Here is a 20,619-nt window from a genome sequence, read left to right on the forward strand (position 1 = left end):
GTTGATCGGCTCGATGGCGCCTACGCGGCGTCCGTGCCCCGCTCAGTCCTGAAGGGCCCAGTCGGCGACCTGCCAGCGCAACTCGCCCCGGTCGGAGACGATACGGCCGAGGCCGGGGAACGGCATATGCGTCGCGGCGATCAGAATGCCCTCCGCGGCGGCGCTTGCAAAGAACCGGTCCCGCATCGCCTTCGCCGCGGCGCGATCCTGCTCGAACAGGAAGGTCACATCGGTCGCCGCCGGGTGAACGACGGGGAAGACCGTGTCGGAGACCATGATCAGGCTCTGGCCGGCATCGGCGATGCGCACCCCGATATGCCCGGGCGTGTGGCCCGTGAGATCGACGATGGAGATGCCGCGCGCAATCTCGCGCGCGCCGTCGGTGGCCTGGAGGCGGGGATAGAGCCGCACGACGTCCGTGGCCATCCGGAAGCTGGTCTGAAGATAATCGGGAGCGGTGCTGCGCTTGGCCGGGTCGGTCCAATGCGTAACGTCGCGCCGGTCGATATAGAGTTCCGCCTTGGGGAAAACCGTCTGCCCGCCGGCGATCAGGCCGCCCATATGGTCCTGGTGCATATGGGTCACGATGATGGCGTCGATCTGGTCGGGGCTCACGCCGAGCGCGGCCAGCGCTTGCGGCAGCGCGCCGGTCTTGCCGATCGAGCCCGCCGGTCCGGTGTCGATCAGGATGCGGCGCTCGCCATCCTCGATCAGATACTGGTTGAAGACGAACCGGACGCCGCTGGGCCTGGCGATTTTTTGCGCCACGGCCGCCTGCTCGACCTGGGCGGCGCTGCGCCCCGGGAAGAAGGTGTAGGGCATGTCGGCATAGCCGTCCGTCAGCGCGGTCACCGTGAAGCGGCCGATCTTGATCTGCGCCAGAGGTGTCACCGGCCCCGCGACCGGGGCCGCGACGGCGTCGCCGGGCGCGAGCAGCGGCAGCAGGCCGCCGCCGACCACGCCGAGGGGAAGGATGCCTGCAAAAGCGCGGCGGGAAAGATTGGCCATCACAAAGGCTCCATCCGGCTGCCGCCTGAAATCCGGAGGAGATTTCCGTGGGGTGCGGCCCGCCCGACCGCGACATTAGAACTCCGTTCGCACCTGCAGTATCTTGGCGTTTCGGGAGTGTTCCTCCCGCATGGCAGGAGGAACGGATGGACCGGTTTGAGGCGATGTCGGTCTTGCTGGCCGTGGTCGAGGCGGGCAGCCTCTCGGCGGGCGCCCGTCAGCTCAGGGCGCCGCTTGCCTCCGTCAGCCGCAAGGTTGCGGAGCTGGAGCAGCATCTGGGCACCCGACTCATCGTCCGCACGAGCCGCCGGGTCGCCCTCACCGAGGCCGGGCGCGCCTATGTCACCGCCTCACGGCGCATTCTCGGGCAACTGGAAGAGGCCGAGCGGGAAGCCGCCCGCGAATATCAGATCCCGCGCGGGGAACTGCATGTGACCGCACCGGTCGCGTTCGGGCAGCGTCATCTCATGCCCATCGCGCTCGGCTTTCTGGCGGAGCATCCCGAGATCAGCCTGCGGCTTCTCCTCGCCGACCGGCTGGTCAATCTGGTCGAGGAGCATGTCGATATCGCTCTGCGGATCGGGCATCTGGCGGACAGCACGCTGATCGCGACCCGCGTCGGCCGGGTGCAGCGGGTGATCTGCGCCAGCCCCGGATACCTCGCCCGGCGCGGCCTGCCGCACTCGCCGGAAGACCTCGCCGGCCATGACGGGATCACGTTTCAGGGGTTCGCCACGTCGCCGGAATGGCGATATCGGCGCGACAGCGCAGCCTTCGCCGTCGAGCCGCGCCCCCGACTCGCCGTCAACTCGACGGAGGCAGCCATCCAGGCCGCTCTGGCCGGCCTCGGGGTCGTCCGCCTCTTGTCCTATCAGGTGGTCGATGAGGTGCGGGCCGGCCGGTTGCAGGTGCTCCTCGCCGACTTCGCTCCGGAGCCGCTCCCGGTCAGCCTGATCTATCCGGACGCGGAATTGCAGCCGCTGAAGGTGCGGTGCTTTCTGGACTGGGCGGTGCCGCGGCTGCGGGCCGAGATGATGGGTCTGGAGGGCAACCGGCCCGCGATGGCCTGACGGCGCGATCATCGCCACCGTGATCAAACAAAAAAGACCGGCATCGCTGCCGGCCTTTTCATATCTTCAGTGCCCGAAAGCTCAGGCGGCCTGGGCCTGCGGCTCGGCGGCGAGCGCGGCCTTGACCATCTCGACCACCGCCGTGAAGGAGGCGGCGTCGTCGATGGCCATCGCCGACAGGGTCTTGCGGTCGAGCTCGATGCCGGCCTTGTGCAGGCCGTTGATGAAGACCGAATAGACCAGGCCATGTTCCCGCACGGAGGCGTTCAGGCGCTGGATCCAGAGCGCGCGGAAGGAGCGCTTCTTGTTCTTGCGGTCGCGATAGGCGTACTGCATCGAGCGATCGACGGCCGCCTTGGCGGCGCGGATCGTGTTCTTGCGGCGGCCATAGAAGCCCTTGGCGGCCTTAAGTGTCTTCTTGTGCTTGGCATGGGACGTTACGCCCCGTTTCACGCGAGCCATGTTTGATCTCCGGAAAGGTTAGGGGGCGTCAGCCGTTGGGGAGGAAATACTTCTTCACGTTGGCCGCATCACCCTCGAACAGGGTGGCTGTGCCGCGGTGATTGCGGAGCTGCTTGTTGGTCCGCTTGATCATCCCGTGACGCTTGCCGGCCTGTGCGTAGAGCACTTTCCCGGTTCCGGTGATCTTGAAGCGCTTCTTGGCGCTCGACTTCGTCTTGATCTTGGGCATTTTCGCTCCTCAATAGGTCGCGAGCGCGCAAACGGCGCCGCTTCATGTTTGCTTGCTGGAAGCAAAGATCGACCGCCACGGCAGCCCTTATCAGCCGGGCGATCGAAGGACGCGCGTATGACAGAAAAGGCAGGGGGTGGCAAGGGTCGTGCCGTCAGCTCTCGCCAGTGCTTTTGTTCAGCAGACCTGTCGCCAGTTGCCGGAAGGCGCCGACGGCCTTGCCGAACACGGCTCGAGGATCGTCGGCAGCGGCGATCCAGAGCGCAGCATTGAGGGCCGCTCCATTGAGCAGCCGGGCGGCGGCCTCCGCATTCACGGGTCCAATGGTTCCCTCGTCGATAAGCGCCTGGATCGTCTGCGTGGTCGTGCGCAGACAGGCGTTCTGGTTAGGCCACTGCGAGGGGTCGCCCAGAACCGCCGGCCCGTCGAGAAGCATGATGCGCTGGATTTCGGGCTCCAGGGCCATCTCGATATAGGCCACGCTTTCGCTCAGAAAGCCGAGCCATCGCGTATCCGCCTGCTCTTTTGCCTCGCCCATGCGGACCAGCATCTCCGCGTCGAGTTGGTCGATGACGGCCTGAAGCAGGCCCTTCTTGTCGCCGAAATTGTGGTAGAGCGCGCCGCGCGTCAGTCCAGCTTCAGCGGTCAGGTCATCCATCGAGGCTCCCGCATAGCCCTTGGCCGCGAACGCCTTTCGCGCGGCCTCGATGAGCTTGGCCCGGGTTTCCTCGACCATGTCGGCACGTCGTCTCGCGGCCACCGCCATCTCCTGAAAATCACATACGAACCGTATGCTTATTGACATACGCCCCGTATGCTCCGACATATAAGCATACGGGGCGTATATCAATGACGGCCCTGCCCTCTTCCAACCGGAGCTACACCATGACCCAACGCGATGCGATCTTTCCTCCCGGCCGGCAGGCGCTTTACGAGATCAACCGCTATTCCGCGGCGGTTCGCTCGGGCGACCTTCTGTTCGTCTCGGGCCAGGTCGGCAGCCGTGAAGACGGCTCACCCGAGCCTGACTTCGCAAGACAGGTCCAGCTTGCCTTCGACAATCTTGGGGCCGTGCTGAAGGCCGCCGGCGCCTCGTTCGACGACGTCGTCGATGTGACCACTTTCCACACCGACCCGGCCGCGCAATGGGAGATTCTCAATCCGATCCGGCTGAAAGCCTTCGGCGAACAGCCCTACCCGACCTGGACGGCCGTCGGCGTGACCTGGCTGGCTGGCTTCGATTTCGAGATCAAGGTGATCGCGCGCCTGCCGCAGGCCGCCTGACGCCTCCGGCCTGCAAGTTCGCTACTCAGCGGCGCGGATGAAGCCCTCGCCGTTCTCGCCGCTGAGGCGCGCGCCGAGCCGATCGACATCAAGCAGCATCAGCATGCCCGCCGGCTCGCCACGGGCGTCGCGGGCCGCGACGACGCCGAGCGCCGGCACGTCGGCCTTGGCCGTGAGGTCGCGCAGCGGCTGCAGATCGGAGGCCGCGATCTCGGGGATGAGGCCGAGCGCGTCGACGATCAGCCCCAATGTCCGGCCGGCGGCGCGGACGATGACGATCTGCTGCTCGTCGGACGACGCGTCGGGGATGCCGAGCAGGCGCGCCAGGCGCAGCACCGGTACCGGCTGGCCCTGATGCAGCTTGTAACCGGCGAGCAGCCCGTCGCCGGCCTTGCGAGCCGATGGCTTCAGGCCGACGATATCGACCGCTTCGATCACGTCGCGGGCCTTCACGCCAAGCCAGTGCCGGCCGATATGGAAGGTCGCTACCTCGAAGGCTTCGACGCCGTCGCCCGGCTTGTGCGCGGCGAGCGTGCCTCGTCCGGCCCCACCTGCAGCCGGCCTGACGGCCGCGCCTGCAGCAACATCGCCGAGCGGCACGGCGCAGAGCGCCACGACATCGGCACGATGGCCGTCGCTGGTCTTGTATTCGCGGTAGCCCTTCGAGAGCGCCGCGCCCACGGCCATATGCTTGCCATCGAAGCTGCGGATGCAGGCAAGGTCGCCGTCGCGATCGAGATTTGCGGCATCAACCGGCAAGGGCGTCTGCGAGCCGATCGGGAAACGTGGATCGCTCGAGGCGATCACGCGCTCGTCGCTTCCCACCAGCACCGCAAAGGCGCCAGGCAAGGGCGCGCCATCCTCGCTGGCCGGCAGGGAATCCGCCAGGATCGCGGCAAATTGCGGCGTCGAATCGAAGACGATGGCGATGCCGCCGAGCGCCTTGCCGCCGGACGGTGCCTGCACCGCCGCCGTGTAGACCAGCGTCGCGGCGTCGTCATACAGCGGGCTCGGCTCGAAGGCGGAGACGCCGTAATGCTGACCCGAACGCAGGCTCAGCGTGCGTGCGACCCATTCGGCTTCCAGCGTCGTGCCGACGAGATACGCTTGGGAGGGCTGCGAGACGGCAACGACCACGCCCTGCGCATCGAACAGGATGAGGTTGCTGTAGACGGTGTAGAGCGCGTTGATCGTGGCGAGGATCTCGCCGCAGAGCCGCCGCCGCTCCGGCGAAGGCGCGGCCAGCACGCGGGCGAAGCTCGCATTCAGCGCCCACCAGCGGCAGTCATTGGCGCGCTCGTAGAGATTGCGGTCCATGACGTCGATGGCGAAAGCGGCGCGCGAGCGGCACTTCTCCATGATCGCCGCGACGACCGTGCGGTGAAGGTCGCCGATCGAGGCGTCGCAGACAGCCTGCGTCTTGCGGCCGGCGCTGGAGATCTCCCAGAGCAGGATCTTCGAGAAGGCGGCGTTGGCGGCGGTCGAGCCCGCCTGGCGGATCGAGCCGTTCCAGACCGAACGGTTGAGATCGCCCTGGATCGTCGCCGCCTGACGCGAGACGTCGCGCAATTCGGCGGAGAACAGGCCGGCCTGGCTGGTGACGGCCGCGAGCAGATCCTCGCCGATGCCCTTGCTGAGTTCGCCCTCGCCCTGATCGAACGCTGCATCCAGCGGAATCAGGCCGAGCCCGATCCAGCCGGGGCCCATATAACCCTGATAGCCCGAGGTCCTGCAGGCCATGGCGAGATATTGCCGCCCGCCGAGCCTGATGACCGGATCTCGCCCCTGCAGCGCCGCCGGCGACAGCTTCAGCCCGGCCGGCAACTGGATGGGGCAGGAGCCGGCGATGACGTCGCCCTCCGGCGAGACACAGGCCAGCACGGTCCAGTCATGCTCCGGCAGCAGCTTGCGGAAGATGCCGGCCATCTCATCGGCCAGCTTGAAGACCAAAACGAGCACGCCGAGCGGGCGCTTGGCGGCGTCCTCGACCCGCCAGGCATAGACCAGCGCCTGCTCCTCGGAGACGAAATCCAGCACGCCGTAATGCTCGACATAGGCGCCGCTCGAGGTCAGCGCCTCGTCGATGATCGCGTGGCGCGCGGTCTGCGCGTCATGGGTGGCGAGCCTGGCCCGGATCGCGCCCTCGCGATCGACGAGGACGATGTCGGAATAGACCGAGTACTTCGCGACATAGTCGCGGAAGCGTGCCTCGATCGTCGCGCGCGCATCCGGCGACGGCTTGGCCTCCAGCATCTCGCAAATGTCGGTGTCGGCGGCGAGGAAGCCGATATCGGCCGTGCGCTCGAACAGGTTGCGGACCAGAACGTCGATGGCGTTCTGCGCCTTGATGCGCAGATCGGTCATCACCTTGTCGCGGGTTTCCTTGGCGAGGTGGCCGATAAGCCGCGCGGTCAGATTCTCGAAGGCGGAGCGCGTGCCCGACATCTCGGTGGCGTTGCCGGAGAGCTGCCCCAGCAGCGTCAGCGTGTCCCACGAACCCTGCAGACGGTCGAAGACCTGACGATAATCGTCGATCGCCCGCATATGCCGGATCAGGCTGGCCAGCGCCGGATCGATCTCGATTCCTGGGTGCAGGGTAGCCAAGTCGCAGGCGCCTTCCGGTCGGCCGTCGCCCGTCGGCACGGCGCCGGTCGGGGAACGCATGCCAACGGTACTCATCGTATCGCAGCGCGCGAGAGAAAATCACCAAGCACGCTGATTCGCATCCGTGCTCGAAGGTCTCGATGCCTAAATTTCCAGCAGCATGGCCGCCAACACGGCGCTTGAGCGCCTCTGCCTTCACGTCACCGCGAGCTTTTACCGGCCCCGATACACCAGCGGGAACTGCTCGGGCTTGGTCGCCTTTCCGTCGCAGGCCACCTTCTCGCGGTACTCGACCAGGACGAATTCGCCGTCCGGTCCGACGCGGTGACGCTCATACACGCCGCAGTCGCCCTCGCCGCGGCCAAGCGCAGTACCGGCGACGGTGCGGGTCTTGACGTCCCATTCCGGCGACATCAGTTCGGCCGGGGCGCTCGTGCGCTTCTTGCCGGGCGGTGCCTTGAAGCTCAGGAAACGGAGGTTCTGCGCCGGCTCCGGCAGGTACACCAGCGCATAGACGGCGTTCGCCTGGATGTTGAAGCGCTGGCAGGGCAGTTCCCAGATCGCCGATTCCTCCGACATCTGGAAGCCGGTGACGCCGGCCTTCAGCATCTCCGGCTCGCAGCCGAAGCGGCTCTTGAGCGTCGCCGGGAGCGTGCGCGGGATCTGGGCGGGCCTGACTGTGTAGCGGCTGAAGATGCCATCTAAACTGGTGGGTACTGCCGCTGTGGCGGGTGGGGCAGCCGGAGGCGGGGCTGCGGCAGGCGCTGTCATGCAGCCGGCCCCGCCCTTCACGGGCACGCGTGCCTGCAGCTTGCCGACCATCGACACGGTCAGCGTACCGCTCTCGATCTCGACCGCCTCGCCCTCGATCTCGCCGAGCTTGAGGTCGAGCACGGCGAAACCGTCGCCCTCGCCGAGCCTGTAGAGTTGGTAGGGGTAGAGGCCGTAGCCACCGACCTTGCCGCCGATCGCCACGCGCGTCATCGGCAGGATCTTCTCGCCGACCTTGATGCGCGCGGGCGCGCGGGCGTGGTTCTGGCCGCTGAGCGCCTCGGAAAAGATGAAGGCGTAGCGGTCCTTGTCGGGGTCGCGGTTGGCCTGCCACAGCGCAACCGAACAGCCTTTCGAGCGGTCGACCTCCGCCTTGTCGAACAGCTTCAGGTCGAGTTTGCCGTCATCGGGCCGGGGCTGCGCAGCCGGCTGGGCCGGGGGCTTGGGCTGGGTCTGGGCCCGAACCGGCCCGAACGACACAGCGGCGATCACCGATGCGGCGATGGCCGCTGCGACCGATTTCGAACCCATAGCCTTGCCCCCAGCCTGAGGGGGGTCCAAGCCACCACCCCTCACCGCAGCGGGGACAGTAGCCAAAACCGCATCAACGGAGAACAGGAAACATGACGCAGCGTCAGACACCCTCGATGCGCATCAGCGCCGCGAAATGCTTCTCCGATTGATGCACCAGAACCTGGCGCCATTCGCGCGCGGTGGCTTCGATTTCAGGCTGCGGAATCAGCTTCAGCGGCTTGCCGGTCGACATCGCCAGCACCTGCTGGCGGCAGGCGCGCTCCAGGAAATAGAGATCGTCGAAGGCGACCGCGACGGAGGGGCCGCCGATGGTGACGCCATGATGGGCGAGGAAGGTGATGTCGGCGCCGGCCTGCGCCCGGTTGGCGGCGACGATCGCCTCGCCCTCGCTTTCGTCGAGCGCCAGGCCCCCGAAATGATCGACATAAAGCGTGCGGCCATGGAAGCGGCAGGCTGTCTGGTGCGCCATCTCCAGCCTTCCACCCTCGACCATGGTCAACGCGGTGGCATAGGGCATGTGGACATGCAGCACCGCGACATGGCGCGGATTGGCCTTGTGGGCAGCGACATGGATGTTGCGGGCGGTGGCCTCGACCTCGCCCTCCCCTTCCAGCACCTGCCCGCGCTCGTCGATGAGCAGGAGGTCGGAGGGCTTCATCTCCGACCAATGCACGCCATAGGGGTTGATCAGATAGCGCGGGCGGCCGTCGGACCCGTCGGGCAGGGCCACCGAAAAGTGGTTGCAGATGCCCTCATTGAGCTCGAACTTCGCGGCGAGGCGCAAGGCGGCGGCGAGATCGCGACGCTGGTGGGTGATGCTGGGCTGGTGCATGGCGATGGCTGCTCGCGCTCGATGGGATCAAACCCGAACGAAGCATCCCGTGACCGCACATGACAAGGCCCGGCGCTGGGGCCGGGCCTGATGCCGATTGCATAGCAGTAATAGCCTGGCGCCAATCGTCCGGCGCCACTGGCGACAGCTTATCGCGGTGCCAGCACCATGACCATCTGGCGGCCTTCGAGCTGCCAGTCGCTTTCGACCTTGGCCTGTTCGACCAGATCGGCCTTGACGCGCTCGAGCACCTTCACGCCGAGATCCTGGTGGGCCATCTCGCGGCCGCGGAAGCGCAGGGTCACCTTGACCTTGTCGCCCTCCTCGAAGAAGCCGAGCATGGCCTTCATCTTGACGTCGTAGTCATGCTTGTCGATGCCCGGACGCAGCTTGATTTCCTTGATCTCGATGGTGCGCTGCTTCTTGCGCGCCTCGGCGGCCTTCTTCTGCTCCAGGAAGCGGAAGCGCCCGTAATCGAGAATCTTGCAGACCGGCGGCTCGGAATTGGGGGCGATCTCGACAAGGTCGAGACCGGCATCCTCGGCAATCTTCAACGCCTCGAAGAACGAGACCACGCCACGGTTGGCGCCGGTATCGTCAATGAGCTGGACGTCACGGACGCCACGGATGTCGCGGTTGGAACGCGGGCCGTCTTTGGTCGGGGTCGGGGCAGCACGGAAAGGACGACGAATGGTGGTATTCTCCTGTGAATGGCGCTTCTGGCGCCCATGAGCAGACACATTGCACAAAGATGCGCGTTGTCAATGGATCAGGCGAAAACGATAGGTGGTTACCGCCCGAGCAGCGCGCAATAGACATCGAGAGTCTCGTTGACCATCGTCTCGAGCGAAAACCGGCCCTCGACATGACGGCGCGCGCGCAAAGCGAGATTGTCGCGCGCAGAGGGCCGCAAGCCAAGCGCGCCCTCCAGCGCCGCCGCGAGCGCGTCAGCATCGCCCGGCGGCACCCGCCAGCCGGTGCGCTCGCCCGGGCTGGTCTGCGGCGGGGCGAGCACGGTTTCGGGCACGGCGCCGAGATCCGACACGACGACCGGCGTTCCCATCGCCTGCGCCTCAACGGCGACGCGGCCGAACGCCTCCGGCTCGGTCGACGGCACGGTGACGACGGAGGCCGCCAACAGGGCGGCGGGCATGTCGGTGCAATGGCCGACGCGCTTGACGCGGCCCTCCAGCCCGGCCTTGGCGACAAGCTCGTCGAGTTCACGGACATAGCCGTCGCGGCCCTGCGCGTCGCCCGCGAGGATGAAGGCGGTGTCGGTATCGCCACTGTCGCGCAGGATCCGGGCGGCTTCGATCAGGACGCGCTGGCCCTTCCAACTGGTCAGACGGCCCGGCAGCAGCACGATGCGCTGATGCGGCTCGACGCCCCAGGCCCGGCGCAGGGCCTGGATGCGCTCCGGCGCAACGGCCTGCGGGGCAAAGGCTGAAAAATTGGTGCCGCGGTTGACGATGCGGATGCGGTCCCGGGCGAAGCCGTGCCTGGCCAGGATCAACTCGGCGGTATAGGCCGAGTTGGCGATGACGACGTCGCCGCGCGCCATGATCGAGTTGTAGAGCGTCTTCACGGCCGAGCGGCTGTTGTAGGAGCCGTGATAGGTGGTCACGAAGGGCCGCTTGAGCGTGCGTGCCGCGGCCAGCGCCACCCAGGCCGGTGCCCGCGATCGCGCATGGATGAGATCGACGCCCTCATGTCGGCACAGCAGCACGAGCTTGCGGATGTTGAGCGCCATGGCGAGCGGGTTCTTGGCCGCCGCCGGAAACGGCAGCCAGACACCGCCCTTGGCCTGAAGCTCGGCCACCAGCCGGCCGCCTTCGGTTGCGACCAGAGCGCGGGCGCCGACGGCCGTCAGCCCCTCGGCGATATCGACCGTGGTGCGCTCGGCGCCGCCCGCGTCAAGATCGGGGATGATCTGCAGGATCGTCCGCCCGACGAGGGGGTGGGCCTCGGTCGATGGCAGCGACAGATGCGCGCCGGGTTGGAAGGACATCATCACCGTTTCGCAACAACGCTTTCAGTTCAAGCCGGCCGATCCTGCCGGCGCGTTTCGACGCCGCCGCTTCGGCGCCGCGCGACTATGCCCGGGCATGCACCGAACATGCAGCCTATATTCGCCCCGCAACGCCGATTCGTCACAGGAGATTTCCGTTGGAGCGCGAAGCCCCGCAATGGCTTGAGGTCGGACCAGCCCAGGAACGCCGCCGCCTGGCCTATCTGGCGCAGCCGGGCGCATCGTCGCCCGTGGTCTGGCTCGGCGGCTTTCGCTCCGACATGCGCGCGACAAAGGCGCAGGCGCTGGCGCAATGGGCCGATGAGGCCGGCCGGGCCTTTCTGCGCTTCGACTATGCGGGCCATGGTGAAAGCGCGGTGGCCTGCAACGACGGCGACGATTTCGGGCGCTGGACCCTGTCGCATTGGCTGGAGGATGCGCTGGCGGTGATTACGGCGCAGTGCAGCCAGCCGCCGATCCTGGTGGGGTCGTCGATGGGCGGGTGGATCGCGCTGCTCGCGGCCCGTCGCCTGCTCGGCACGCCGCTGGCGCCAGCCGGCCTCGTGCTGATCGCGCCGGCCGTCGATTTCTCGGAAGAGCTGATGTGGGCGCAACTGCCCGAGGCGATCCGAGAGACCATCATGCGCGATGGGGTCTGGATGCGGTCTTCAGCCTATTCGCCGCATCCCACCCCGATCACGCGCGCGCTAATCGAGGACGGCCGCACGCATCTCCTGTTCGGCGGGGAGATCCGAACCGGCTGCCCGGTGCATATCCTGCAGGGGATGGCTGATCCCGATGTGCCCTGGCGCCATGCGCTCAAGCTCGTCGAGCATTTGAGCGGTGATCCTGTCGTCCTGACACTGATCAAGGACGGCGATCATCGCCTGTCGACGCCGCAGGACATCCTGCGTCTGGAGGCCGCGGTCGCGGGGATCGCAACCGCAGCCTGATAGCGGCCTAGTGGACGCTCACCATCCGCAGATCATGCTCCCAGGCATTGGCGGTGGCGGCTTCGCGCGAATCGGTCACCAGGATCGGCGCGCCGTCGGCCGAGAGCAGCGCAAAGAGCTGCAGGCCCGACTGGATTTCCGGAGCCTGCGGGAAGATCCGCACCAGCTCGTCGGACGTCATCGATTTGAGATAGGCGACCTGACCTGTTCCCAGCGCCGCGAATTCGGCCGGGGTCAGGGGGTTCATCTGGATCATTGTCCTGTCTTCGTTCATCGCGCCCTCCTTCAGAGCAGTGCGAGTGCGGTTACAAAAATGCGCCTGGAAAGATGAACGGATGCAAAACCGCGCTTGCATCCGCCACGAGTTCAACCAGCCTCGTCACGGCTCACGATATCGATACGCCGGATGAGCCTTTCCGGTTCCGGGCGGACCAGATCGATGGCCAGAAGGCCGTTCGAGAGGTCCGCGCCCATGACCTGCATTCCTTCCGCGAGCAGAAAGCTGCGCTGAAACTGCCTGGCCGCGATGCCGCGATGCAGGAACTGCCTCGTCTTGTCGTCGGCCTGCCGACCGCGGACGGTCAGCTGGTTCTCCTCGAGCGTGATCTCGAGCTGCTCTCGCGAGAAGCCCGCCACCGCCAGCGTGATGCGGAGCCGGTCCGGCTCCTCTCCGAGGCGCGGGAGACGCTCGATATTATAGGGAGGATAGCCCTCGCTCGCGCCTTTGGCGACCCTGTCGAGAGCCCGTTCGATATCGTCGAACCCGAGCAGAAAAGGGTGCGACAGACTGGGTGTACGCGTCATTTCAGGACCTTGCCTGACCGTGCCGAAGCCCCCGAAGGGCGCTCCCAACCGACCGGGGCCCGCCCATGCAGCGCCCCGCAGGCGGAAGGCGAAGCCCCTCTGCCTCAACCGGATATGGCGAGAGTCTCGCGCCGCTTCAAGGGTCGCACGGCGCGCAGGTAACGCACGAAACCGCTTCGATGCGCGGGCGGCGGGGACGGGTGGTACAGCCACCCCGGCTTGAACGGGGGACCTCTAGATCCACAATCTAGCGCTCTAACCAACTGAGCTATGGCTGCCCGCACCCGGCGCTTGGCGATCAGCTTTCGCAAGATCGGCGGCGGCGCGGAACCTAGAACCGACGCGCCGCGATTGCAACCGGGGAAATGCGGGTTTCGCCGGGTAAGTTCCAGCGCGACCGCTGGAGCCTCGCTTTCGCCGCTCAGTCCTTGGCCGCAAGCTTGTTGGCGATCTGCGCCAGTTCCTTCAGGTGCTGCGCATAGGAGTCGTAGGCGCGCCGCACGGCCTTGGCCTGCAGAGCGACCGCGTCGGCCGCGCTGTCGGTGTGCGCCAGCGTCTGCGCCTCGCCGAGTGTCGCCTCGAGTTCGGCACAGGCATGGTCCAGCATTTTCGCCTGCAGCGTGCCGAAGGCTTTTGCCATCGCCACGGTCTGCGTCATCACGGTCGTCGAGGTGATCGCGGCAAAGGCGGGCAGGCGCGGCAGCGGCATTGCCGCCAGCGACACGGGCGATTTCGCTTGCGGCGCCGGCGGGACCAGATTGGTCACGGTCTTCGCGATCGCCACGGCAGCCTCGACTGCCTTGGGCTCGACAGCCTTTGGCTCGACTGCCGGCGTGCTCGGCTTCGCTTCGGGAGTTGCGAGAGGCGCCTGGCCGGAGGCGGATTTCGTGGCCGACGCGGGTTTTCTGGCGGATGTCTTGTCGGCGGACGCTTTGGTCGCCGAGGGCCTCGTCGCAGAAGACTTCGTCGCCGGAGACGTGCTCTCGACCGGCTTGCTGTCGACGGCTTTAACGGACTTCTCGATCCGCTGCTTCGGGGACGCCACCCTTGTTTCGGGCTTGGGCTTGATCAAACGGGCCGCAGCCTTGATCGAAGACGGCCTCGCCGGAACCGATTTGGCTTCTGGCGCTTTGGGCACGGCGGCCTTGGTTTCGGGCGCCTTGGTTTCGGGCGCCTTGGTTTCGGCAGCCTTGGTTTCGGCAGCCTTGGTTTCGGGCGCCGTGGTCTCAGGCGCCTTCGTCTCGGGCGCCGTGGTCACGGATGGCTTCGTGCCGGGCGCCGCGGCGGGATCCTGGGTTGTGGACCGGGCGGCGGTCGCGGCCGGTGGCGAGGCGCTGGCGGCGGGCGTCTCAGACGCCGGCACCCCAGCGCCCGAGAGGGCCTTGACGGGCGACAGGCTGACCGGAGCCTTGGACTTGGTCCGGGTCGGGGCGGGCTTGGCCATCGCGGGGCTCCTTTGGCGCTGAAAACGTTGGGCCAGGCGGGGCCGGGCCGTCCGCTGTTTTGAGTGGCGCCTGGGCTGTCCGGAATGATCAGTTCGGCGCAGTCATGGGATCATGGCCGCAGGCTGAGCGGCCATGAAAGCAACCATCAAGACCGCCGTGAAGGCGCTCGTGAGGGTTGCGTCTAAGCCGGGATGGCATCGGCCATACGGCTTATGAATTCGGCCGCGACTACTTGGCCTTGGTGGCCTTCGTCACGGTTTCGGCTGCCTTGGTCGCGATTTCCTGAGCGGTGGCGCCAATTTCCTTGAACTGCGACTGCAGCGAGGCCATCTGCGCCTTCATGAACTCGGTCTGGTGCGCCATGACCTCGTTCAGGTCCTTGGACTGGACCAGCTTCTGGGCCAGGTCGAAAGCGGCGGCGACGTTGTTCTCGGCATAGGAGATCGCCTTGCGGGCAACATCATGGGTGTTGACGCGCGTGCTCTCGGCCGACCCATGGGCAGTATCGACAGCCTTATGGGCCGCGCCGATGAAACCGTCGAAGGCCTTGCGGGCCTGCTCGACGCTGCGCTCGGCGAATTCGCGCATTTCCGGGGGAACTTCGTAGGGGGTCTTGGCTTCCATGGGGTCGTCCTCCTGTGGCGTCGTTATCGACTCACTGCGTGCCTGAACCGCGATTTGCCGATCCTGCACGCCTTTGGTTATTGTGCAGTGCAATATCATTATTGCCGCGCGATGACAATCATAACCCCGAAGGGCGCGCGCGTTAACGCTGTTTCGACGCAGGCGGGGACAGGCCGGCGCCTCGCATGGCGTCGCGGTGATTTGGCCGCTATTAAATGTTTGTTAGCCATGATGGCGTGGACCATGATGGCACGAACCAAGAGCGGACAGGCATGAGCGAAGCCGAACAGGACTGGGCGCGGCTGGGCGCGGCGGCGGCGCAGGATGCGAGTCTCGCCTCCTTCGCGGCTGACGGCGCGCTGCTGCTCTGGGACGCGGCGGCACAGCGGCCCGGCTTCGCCAACGCCGCCGGTCAAGCCCTGCTGGGCGGCGATGCGGACGCCCCCCTCCCCGCCGCGACGCGCCAGCGCCTGGGCCTGCTCGCCAGTGGCCTGGCTTCGCGCCAGGGCGTCCGGCTGGAACGCCTGCGGCTGACCTCGGGATTTGCCGCGACGCTCGTCACCTGCGGCTGCAAGCTGGTCACCGAGGGCACGTCCGAGCCCCTGCTGGCCATCGCGGTGCAGGCGTCAGAACTGCGGCGCCTGGGCATCGTCGTCGCGCCGACAGCGCCTGCGCCTTTGCCCCCAGCCGCCGTCGAGAATCAGCCGCCTGCGGCGGAGGAACCGGCAACGCCGCCGGCGGCTTCCACGCGAGCGATCCGCTTTATCTGGCAAAGCGATGCCGATGCGCGCCTGTCCAGCCTGTCTCCCAATCTCGCGGAACTCGTCGGCGCCGATGCAGCGGCGGGCCTGACCGGGCGCCTCTGGGCCGATCTGATCGGCACCGATCTGATCGACCGCGATGGCGGGCTGCTTGCGCGGCTGACCGGCGGCACGACCTGGAGCGGCCATGAGGTGCTCTGGCGGACGACGCCGGGCGAAGGCGCGCGTGTCGAACTGTCCGGTGTGCCTGTGATGGACGCGGCACGTTGCGTCACCGGCTTTCGTGGATTCGGGCTGGCGCGACCGGGGGCGCGGGAGCCCTTCGTGCTGCCTGTCGAAAACCTCGCGGCAATGGCCGACGCCGCCCCTCCTGCCGCGCAGTCGACCGCTACGATCGTGCAGGCGCTCGAAGCCGAGCCCGGTCCGATTCAGCTAAAAGGCGTGCCCGAGACCACCGATGCTCATGCCGAGGCGCCGCAAGGCAGCGACTTGCAGGATGATGCCGTCCAGGCTGATGCAGATGATATCGCGGCTTCGGCGAAAACCCTGCCGGACGCCCATCATGACGACGTTGCGGCTCGCGATGAGGACTCGGGACATCCCGGCCTGACCGATGCTGTCGCCGCCCCGGGAGAAGCAGAAGCGGCAGCGCCGCTTTCCGACGCAGAGATCGTCGAGGCTCTGGACAAAGCGACCGTCGCTCCGGCGCAGCCTGCATCGGAAGCGGAGCTGGATCGGGCGCCCGTCGAGGCGGAGATCGCCAGCCAAGCCGTCACCGAAGCTGCCATCGATCCCGGCGAGACGCCATCCGGCGAGGCCGAGATCGCCGCTGTCGAAGAGGCTCCCGCTCCCGAGCCGGCTCCGCATGAGATGACGGAACGGGACGCCGCGCACCCGGAACCCGCCGCGGCGCCCGCCAATATCGTGCCCTTGCGCAACGGGCATCTGGCCGCGGTGCGGCCGGTGCTCGAACCCTCGAAGCCCAATCTGAGCTCGGCCGAGCGCAACGCCTTCCGCGAGATCGCAAAGGCGCTGGGCGCGCGAATCGCCGGCGATGAGGAAGGCCTGGCGCCCCGGCTGCCGCCGGCCGCGCCGTTGCGCCTGAAAGCGGGCGAGGCGGAACCGTCCCCCACCCCGGCGGCCGCCGAACCGGCGCTTGCGCCCATGCGCACGCGCTTGCCCAACTCCCATGCCGACGTGCTCGACAAGCTGCCGATCGCGGTTCTGGTCAACCGCGACGACGAGGCGCTCTACGCCAACCGCACGATGCTCGACCTGCTCGACTATGCCGACCTCGACGATCTGACTGCTGGGGGCGGCGTCAGCCGGCTGATCAAGGAAGCGACCCGCACCGATGGCGGCGCGATGATCCTGATCGACCGGCTGGGCCATCTCGTCAGCGTCGAAGCGGTTCTCTCAAGCTTGGCCTGGCAGGGCGAGCCGGCGACGCTGATGGCCTTCCGCCACCCCAATGGCGGCGGCGAGGTCAAGGCACTGACGCCGCAGGAGGCCGAAGAGGCCGAGATGGCCGCCGAATTCGAGGCGGAGGCCTCCGAGAGCGCGGCCCGGGTCGAGGCGCTGCGGCTTGATGCCGATGTCCGCGATGCGCGCATCAGCGAGCTCGTCGCCATGCTCGACACCGCCACCGACGGCGTCGTCACCGTGGACGAACGCGGCCGCGTGCTCTCGCTCAACAAGACCGCCGAGGCCTTGTTCGGCTATGATCAGCGGGAAGTCACCGGCGAATTGTTCACGCTGCTCTTCTCGGCCGAGAGCCATGCGCCGGCGCTGGATTATCTCGAAGGGCTGAAGGGCGGCGGCGTCGCCTCGGTGATGAACGATGGCCGCGAGGTCATCGGCCGCGTGCGCCAGGGCGGCAAGATCCCGCTGTTCATGACCATGGGCCAGATTGCGGAGGGCACGGAGCGGCGCTTCTGCGCCGTGCTGCGCGACATCACCGCCTGGAAAAAGACGGAAGGCGAGCTGGTCGAGGCGCGCAAGGCGGCCGAAAAGGCCAGCGCCCAGAAGTCGGACGTGCTCGCCAAGATCAGCCATGAGATCCGCACACCCTTGAACGCGATCATCGGCTTTGCCGAGGTGATGGCGGAGGAGCGTTTCGGGCCGATCGCCAATGAGCGCTACAAGGAATATCTGCGCGACATCCACCAGTCCGGCGGCTACGTCATCAGCCTGGTCAACGATCTGCTCGACCTCGCCAAGATCGAGGCCGGCAAGCTCGATCTCGATTTCGTCAGCGTCAATCTCAACGAGATCGCGCTCTCGACCGTCAATCTGCTGCAGCCCGAGGCGCAGCGTGGCCGTGTCGTGCTGCGCTCGGGGCTCTCGCCCAAGCTGCCGCCAGTCGTCGCCGACCAGCGCTCGATCCGGCAGATCGTGATCAATCTCCTGTCGAACGCCGTGAAGTTCACCGATGCCGGCGGGCAGGTGATCATCTCGACGGCGCTTGGCGACCAGGGCGAGGCGATCCTGCGGGTGCGCGACACCGGCATCGGCATGGACGACAAGGAAATCGCGCTGGCGCTCGAGCCGTTCCGCCAGGTCCCGACGACGCGACGCGCCGGCGGCACGGGCCTGGGCCTGCCGCTGACGAAGGCGCTGGTCGAGGCCAACCGCGCCGCGATGTCGATCACGTCGGTCAAAAAGGAAGGCACGCTGGTCGAGATCACCTTCCCGCCGCAGCGGGTGCTGGCGGGATAGGTCGAGGCCTCGCGCCAGCAGCCGACGGTCTACTGCTCAGGCTGCTACTGTTGAGGCTGCCGCTGCTCAGGCTGCTCTGCGTGGGCGCGCCGCATACAGCACGCCCATCGTTGCCATAGCCAGGAGCGCGCCCAGCATCGCGGCCAGGTAGTCGCCAGCCAGCAGGGGCCAGAGTCCGACCGCGACCATCATCAAGGCCAGAAGCTCGATGAGCGTCACCGAGATGGGACTCTTCATGCGACGCCTGATCATGCCGGTCCTCGCCAGTCTCGGTTGATGCCAGACGTTGACCATGATGCCGCAGGCGATGGCGCATGCAACGCCGAGCAAGCTGACCAGGCCGGCCCAAGGATCGAATATCAGCAAGAGCATCAAGGGCGGCGCAGCGAACATGACTGCAAGCCAGGATATGGCGCCAAATCGAGCGCGCTCGCGCAAGTGAGCGTCCAGCGGGGCGGTCAAGGCCAGTTCGGCTGCCTCGTCCGCCGTCATCGCGATCCATGTCAGACCGCCGGCAATCTGGCCGCACAGCACGATCAGGACGGGCACCAGCGCCGAGGCATCGTCAGCCCCGCTCGCAACCCGATAGACTGTCACGATGGCGATCGGGATCAGGAAAATGCATTGCATCAGGATCTGCGACAACAGCCACGGATCACGCAGAATGATGCGCCGTTCCTTGAGCATCAGGACCGCCATCGGAGACGCTCCGAAGGATGCGCGACTGCGCCTGGCGCGGGGTGAAACCGCAGACGCCGATCCTGCCGCGAGGACCGCATTGCGCACAAAGCTCTCGGCAAGGCCGGTCAACATCAGCCCGGCCAAGAGCGCAGCGCAGGCAACCACAACCAAGAGGGCCACAACATCGCCCGTCACGGCGCGGGCGGGCAGCATCGCCAATTGCCAAAGCAGAGATTGAGGGTTTGCCACATAGTCCGCGACAAGGGCGTCCTTTGGACCCGGCCCAAAAATAGCCTCCCACTGCACCATCACAAGCACCAGCAGACCGGCCAGCGCCGCCACCACCTGCGCCGCGACGCGCGTGCTCCGGATCCCGATCAGGCGAACCAGGCCCATGGCCAGTCCGATCGCGATGGCCGTTGCGCCGAGCGCAAGCGCCAGGATCAGGGGCAGGCCAGCCAACCAGTGCGGTCCGCGCTGCACCGCCAGCAGGATCAGCATCGGCGCGCCATAGAGGCCGGCTTTTGCGAGCGTGAAGCCAAGGACGTTGAGGGCCCTGACCAGCAGCACCGTTTGCGGAGGCAGGGGCGCGGAGAACATCAGGTCATAATCGCCGCGCGCGTAAAGCGCATAGGCGGCGGAATCGAGCGCGGCCGAGATCATGAGGATGAACAGGAAGGCGAGGTTGACCGTCAAAGCGATCTGAAGGCGCGGATCGGCAGGGTCCAGTTCGCCGGCTGTCATCAGCAGAAGGTGCGACACGCCGAAAATCATCGTGCAGACCACAGCCAGAACGCCCGCGATGCGCCAGGGACGCATGGCCGATTTCGGGCCTGCCATGTCGGCAATGCCGCGCCATGCCAGGCGGGCTTCGAGAGCCAGAACGGCGCGGGTTGCGCCTGACAAAAGGGCCGCCATCTCAGGCTGCCTCTTCGCGCGCGACGACGTCGAGAAAAACATCTTCAAGGGTCGAGCCCGGGGAGGCGCCACCCTCGCGCAGCTCCGCCATCGTGCCTTCGCAGACCAGCCTGCCATTGCGGATGATGCCGATGCGGTCACTGAGCCGCTCAGCGACTTCGAGGATATGCGTGGTGAGGATCACCGTCACGCCGGTTGCGACACGGTCCTGAAGCAGTGTTTTGACGTGGCGCGCCATCGACGCATCGAGGCCTGTCAGCGGCTCATCGAGGATCAGCAACGCGGGTTCGTGAATCAACGCGCCAGCAAGAGCGACCTTCTGGCGCATACCCTTGGAAAAGCCCTCGCAGCGCTGATCTGCCACGCGGGTCAGGTCGAGGGTCTCGAGCAGGGCGTCGCGGCGCCGCTTTGCGGCCGTTGGCTCGACCTGCCAAAGGCCGGCTACAAAATCGAGATATTCGACCGGCGTGAGCTTGTCATAAACCATCGGTTCATCCGGGAGCCACGCCACCAAACGTTTGGCCGCAACCGGATCCCGCAGGCGGTCGATCCCGCAAATGCTGATCTCGCCCGCGTCCGGAGAGAGCAGCCCCGCGACAATCCTGAGCGAGGAGGTCTTGCCCGCCCCGTTTGGACCCAGCAACGCGTAGAGTTCGCCGCGCCGTACATTGAGATCAAGGCTGTTGACAGCTGTGAGGCCGCCAAAGCGCTTCACCAGACCGCGTACGACCAGTGCATCATGGCCACTCATTTCGAACGCTCCCGTCATGATGGGGCGTTATGCGGCATTGCTGGTGACGTTCAGGTTAAGCTGACATTCCCCAGATAGAGGTGGCGCGGTTTGTCGGCGTCGGTCGAGACGCGCCGTGGCCAACCTCGCCGCGCCACGGCAAAACGGCGCAGCGTCGTTGCC

20 protein-coding genes and 1 tRNA gene are annotated in these 20,619 nt (G+C 66.8%); 5 read left to right on the plus strand and 16 right to left on the minus strand.

Translation table 11 applies throughout. The annotated features are described in order from the left end of the window. Positions 1-42: 42 nt before the first annotated feature. Positions 43-1,008, minus strand: coding sequence for an MBL fold metallo-hydrolase (locus tag IP69_RS14310; RefSeq protein ID WP_054143510.1), 966 nt, complete (start codon positions 1,006-1,008; stop codon positions 43-45). A 146-nt stretch (positions 1,009-1,154) separates the two neighbouring features. Here IP69_RS14310 and IP69_RS14315 point away from each other — a divergent pair, with 146 nt between their 5' ends. Beyond that, complete coding sequence (locus IP69_RS14315) at positions 1,155-2,078, plus strand: LysR family transcriptional regulator (protein WP_054143511.1); 924 nt, start codon at positions 1,155-1,157, stop codon at positions 2,076-2,078. 81 nt (positions 2,079-2,159) lie between these two features. On the opposite strand, the gene rplT is transcribed toward IP69_RS14315, so the two are convergent. From rplT to IP69_RS14330, 3 genes are all read right to left on the minus strand, one after another. Then, on the minus strand, positions 2,160-2,540 hold the full coding sequence (gene rplT, locus IP69_RS14320) for a 50S ribosomal protein L20 (RefSeq protein WP_054143512.1): 381 nt from the start codon (positions 2,538-2,540) through the stop codon (positions 2,160-2,162). Positions 2,541-2,568: 28 nt separating this feature from the next. After that, the gene (rpmI, locus tag IP69_RS14325; protein WP_054143513.1) at positions 2,569-2,769 is read right to left on the minus strand and encodes a 50S ribosomal protein L35; all 201 of its coding nucleotides are present in this window, start codon (positions 2,767-2,769) and stop codon (positions 2,569-2,571) included. Positions 2,770-2,923: 154 nt separating this feature from the next. Further along, entirely contained in the window at positions 2,924-3,535 is a 612-nt protein-coding gene (locus IP69_RS14330) for a TetR/AcrR family transcriptional regulator (RefSeq protein ID WP_248306839.1), read from the minus strand. A 119-nt stretch (positions 3,536-3,654) separates the two neighbouring features. Here IP69_RS14330 and IP69_RS14335 point away from each other — a divergent pair, with 119 nt between their 5' ends. Next, positions 3,655-4,053, plus strand: coding sequence for a RidA family protein (locus IP69_RS14335; protein WP_054143514.1), 399 nt, complete (start codon positions 3,655-3,657; stop codon positions 4,051-4,053). Between the two features lie 21 nt (positions 4,054-4,074). On the opposite strand, the gene IP69_RS14340 is transcribed toward IP69_RS14335, so the two are convergent. The 5 genes from IP69_RS14340 to IP69_RS14360 form a co-directional block, all read right to left on the minus strand. Next, positions 4,075-6,717: a chemotaxis protein CheW gene (locus tag IP69_RS14340; protein WP_054143515.1), complete on the minus strand. Its 2,643-nt coding sequence runs from the start codon at positions 6,715-6,717 to the stop codon at positions 4,075-4,077. Between the two features lie 153 nt (positions 6,718-6,870). After that, the gene (locus IP69_RS14345) at positions 6,871-7,959 is read right to left on the minus strand and encodes a DUF1176 domain-containing protein (protein WP_054143516.1); all 1,089 of its coding nucleotides are present in this window, start codon (positions 7,957-7,959) and stop codon (positions 6,871-6,873) included. 103 nt (positions 7,960-8,062) lie between these two features. Next, a complete protein-coding gene (locus IP69_RS14350) occupies positions 8,063-8,794 on the minus strand; it encodes an aldolase (protein WP_054143517.1) in 732 nt (243 codons plus the stop codon). A gap of 149 nt (positions 8,795-8,943) precedes the next feature. After that, positions 8,944-9,486 (minus strand): translation initiation factor IF-3, encoded by a 543-nt coding sequence (infC, locus tag IP69_RS14355; protein ID WP_054143548.1) that lies wholly within the window; start codon positions 9,484-9,486, stop codon positions 8,944-8,946. 98 nt (positions 9,487-9,584) lie between these two features. Continuing rightward, entirely contained in the window at positions 9,585-10,802 is a 1,218-nt protein-coding gene (locus tag IP69_RS14360) for a glycosyltransferase family 4 protein (protein WP_054143549.1), read from the minus strand. 158 nt (positions 10,803-10,960) lie between these two features. On the opposite strand from IP69_RS14360, the gene IP69_RS14365 reads away from it, so the two are divergent. Continuing rightward, entirely contained in the window at positions 10,961-11,755 is a 795-nt protein-coding gene (locus tag IP69_RS14365; protein ID WP_054143518.1) for an alpha/beta hydrolase, read from the plus strand. Positions 11,756-11,762: 7 nt separating this feature from the next. Here IP69_RS14365 and IP69_RS14370 read toward each other — a convergent pair whose 3' ends face one another. From IP69_RS14370 to IP69_RS14395, 5 genes are all read right to left on the minus strand, one after another. Further along, on the minus strand, positions 11,763-12,029 hold the full coding sequence (locus tag IP69_RS14370) for a DUF1150 domain-containing protein (RefSeq protein ID WP_156323468.1): 267 nt from the start codon (positions 12,027-12,029) through the stop codon (positions 11,763-11,765). 92 nt (positions 12,030-12,121) lie between these two features. After that, on the minus strand, positions 12,122-12,559 hold the full coding sequence (locus tag IP69_RS14375; protein WP_054143520.1) for an Hsp20 family protein: 438 nt from the start codon (positions 12,557-12,559) through the stop codon (positions 12,122-12,124). A 201-nt stretch (positions 12,560-12,760) separates the two neighbouring features. Further along, positions 12,761-12,837 (minus strand) — tRNA-His (locus IP69_RS14380). A 143-nt stretch (positions 12,838-12,980) separates the two neighbouring features. Next, entirely contained in the window at positions 12,981-14,003 is a 1,023-nt protein-coding gene (locus IP69_RS21910) for a phasin family protein (RefSeq protein ID WP_156323469.1), read from the minus strand. A gap of 229 nt (positions 14,004-14,232) precedes the next feature. Next, positions 14,233-14,628, minus strand: a complete 396-nt coding sequence (locus IP69_RS14395; RefSeq protein WP_054143523.1) for a phasin — start codon at positions 14,626-14,628, stop codon at positions 14,233-14,235. Between the two features lie 272 nt (positions 14,629-14,900). Here IP69_RS14395 and IP69_RS14400 point away from each other — a divergent pair, with 272 nt between their 5' ends. Beyond that, positions 14,901-18,107 carry an ATP-binding protein gene (locus tag IP69_RS14400; protein WP_054143524.1) on the plus strand — a complete coding sequence of 1,069 codons (3,207 nt, stop codon included), beginning with the start codon at positions 14,901-14,903 and terminating at the stop codon, positions 18,105-18,107. A gap of 66 nt (positions 18,108-18,173) precedes the next feature. Here IP69_RS14400 and IP69_RS22210 read toward each other — a convergent pair whose 3' ends face one another. Beyond that, complete coding sequence (locus IP69_RS22210; protein ID WP_156323470.1) at positions 18,174-19,289, minus strand: hypothetical protein; 1,116 nt, start codon at positions 19,287-19,289, stop codon at positions 18,174-18,176. Here IP69_RS22210 and IP69_RS22215 point away from each other — a divergent pair. Then, the gene (locus IP69_RS22215; protein ID WP_156323471.1) at positions 19,254-19,691 is read left to right on the plus strand and encodes a hypothetical protein; all 438 of its coding nucleotides are present in this window, start codon (positions 19,254-19,256) and stop codon (positions 19,689-19,691) included. The genes IP69_RS22210 and IP69_RS22215 overlap by 36 nt on opposite strands. Before the next feature lie 16 nt (positions 19,692-19,707). Here IP69_RS22215 and IP69_RS14410 read toward each other — a convergent pair whose 3' ends face one another. Beyond that, positions 19,708-20,457: an ABC transporter ATP-binding protein gene (locus tag IP69_RS14410; protein ID WP_054143526.1), complete on the minus strand. Its 750-nt coding sequence runs from the start codon at positions 20,455-20,457 to the stop codon at positions 19,708-19,710. Between the last annotated feature and the right edge of the window lie 162 nt (positions 20,458-20,619).

Source organism: Allobosea sp. AAP35 (assembly GCF_001295925.1).
GTDB lineage: Bacteria > Pseudomonadota > Alphaproteobacteria > Rhizobiales > Beijerinckiaceae > Allobosea.

Excerpts from the sequence above, each read along its gene's own strand:
- IP69_RS14315 (WP_054143511.1), top strand. The coding sequence starts at position 1,155 with ATGGACCGGTTTGAGGCGATGTCGGTCTTGCTGGCCGTGGTCGAGGCG.
- IP69_RS14400 (WP_054143524.1), top strand. The coding sequence starts at position 14,901 with ATGAGCGAAGCCGAACAGGACTGGGCGCGGCTGGGCGCGGCGGCGGCG.
- IP69_RS14410 (WP_054143526.1), bottom strand. The coding sequence starts at position 20,457 with ATGAGTGGCCATGATGCACTGGTCGTACGCGGTCTGGTGAAGCGCTTT.
- IP69_RS14375 (WP_054143520.1), bottom strand. The coding sequence starts at position 12,559 with ATGACGCGTACACCCAGTCTGTCGCACCCTTTTCTGCTCGGGTTCGAC.
- IP69_RS21910 (WP_156323469.1), bottom strand. The coding sequence starts at position 14,003 with ATGGCCAAGCCCGCCCCGACCCGGACCAAGTCCAAGGCTCCGGTCAGC.
- IP69_RS14370 (WP_156323468.1), bottom strand. The coding sequence starts at position 12,029 with ATGAACGAAGACAGGACAATGATCCAGATGAACCCCCTGACCCCGGCC.
- IP69_RS14340 (WP_054143515.1), bottom strand. The coding sequence starts at position 6,717 with ATGCGTTCCCCGACCGGCGCCGTGCCGACGGGCGACGGCCGACCGGAA.
- IP69_RS14395 (WP_054143523.1), bottom strand. The coding sequence starts at position 14,628 with ATGGAAGCCAAGACCCCCTACGAAGTTCCCCCGGAAATGCGCGAATTC.
- IP69_RS14345 (WP_054143516.1), bottom strand. The coding sequence starts at position 7,959 with ATGGGTTCGAAATCGGTCGCAGCGGCCATCGCCGCATCGGTGATCGCC.
- IP69_RS22210 (WP_156323470.1), bottom strand. The coding sequence starts at position 19,289 with ATGCTGATCCTGCTGGCGGTGCAGCGCGGACCGCACTGGTTGGCTGGC.
- IP69_RS14330 (WP_248306839.1), bottom strand. The coding sequence starts at position 3,535 with ATGGCGGTGGCCGCGAGACGACGTGCCGACATGGTCGAGGAAACCCGG.
- rplT (WP_054143512.1), bottom strand. The coding sequence starts at position 2,540 with ATGGCTCGCGTGAAACGGGGCGTAACGTCCCATGCCAAGCACAAGAAG.
- rpmI (WP_054143513.1), bottom strand. The coding sequence starts at position 2,769 with ATGCCCAAGATCAAGACGAAGTCGAGCGCCAAGAAGCGCTTCAAGATC.
- IP69_RS14360 (WP_054143549.1), bottom strand. The coding sequence starts at position 10,802 with ATGTCCTTCCAACCCGGCGCGCATCTGTCGCTGCCATCGACCGAGGCC.
- IP69_RS14335 (WP_054143514.1), top strand. The coding sequence starts at position 3,655 with ATGACCCAACGCGATGCGATCTTTCCTCCCGGCCGGCAGGCGCTTTAC.
- IP69_RS14350 (WP_054143517.1), bottom strand. The coding sequence starts at position 8,794 with ATGCACCAGCCCAGCATCACCCACCAGCGTCGCGATCTCGCCGCCGCC.
- IP69_RS14310 (WP_054143510.1), bottom strand. The coding sequence starts at position 1,008 with ATGGCCAATCTTTCCCGCCGCGCTTTTGCAGGCATCCTTCCCCTCGGC.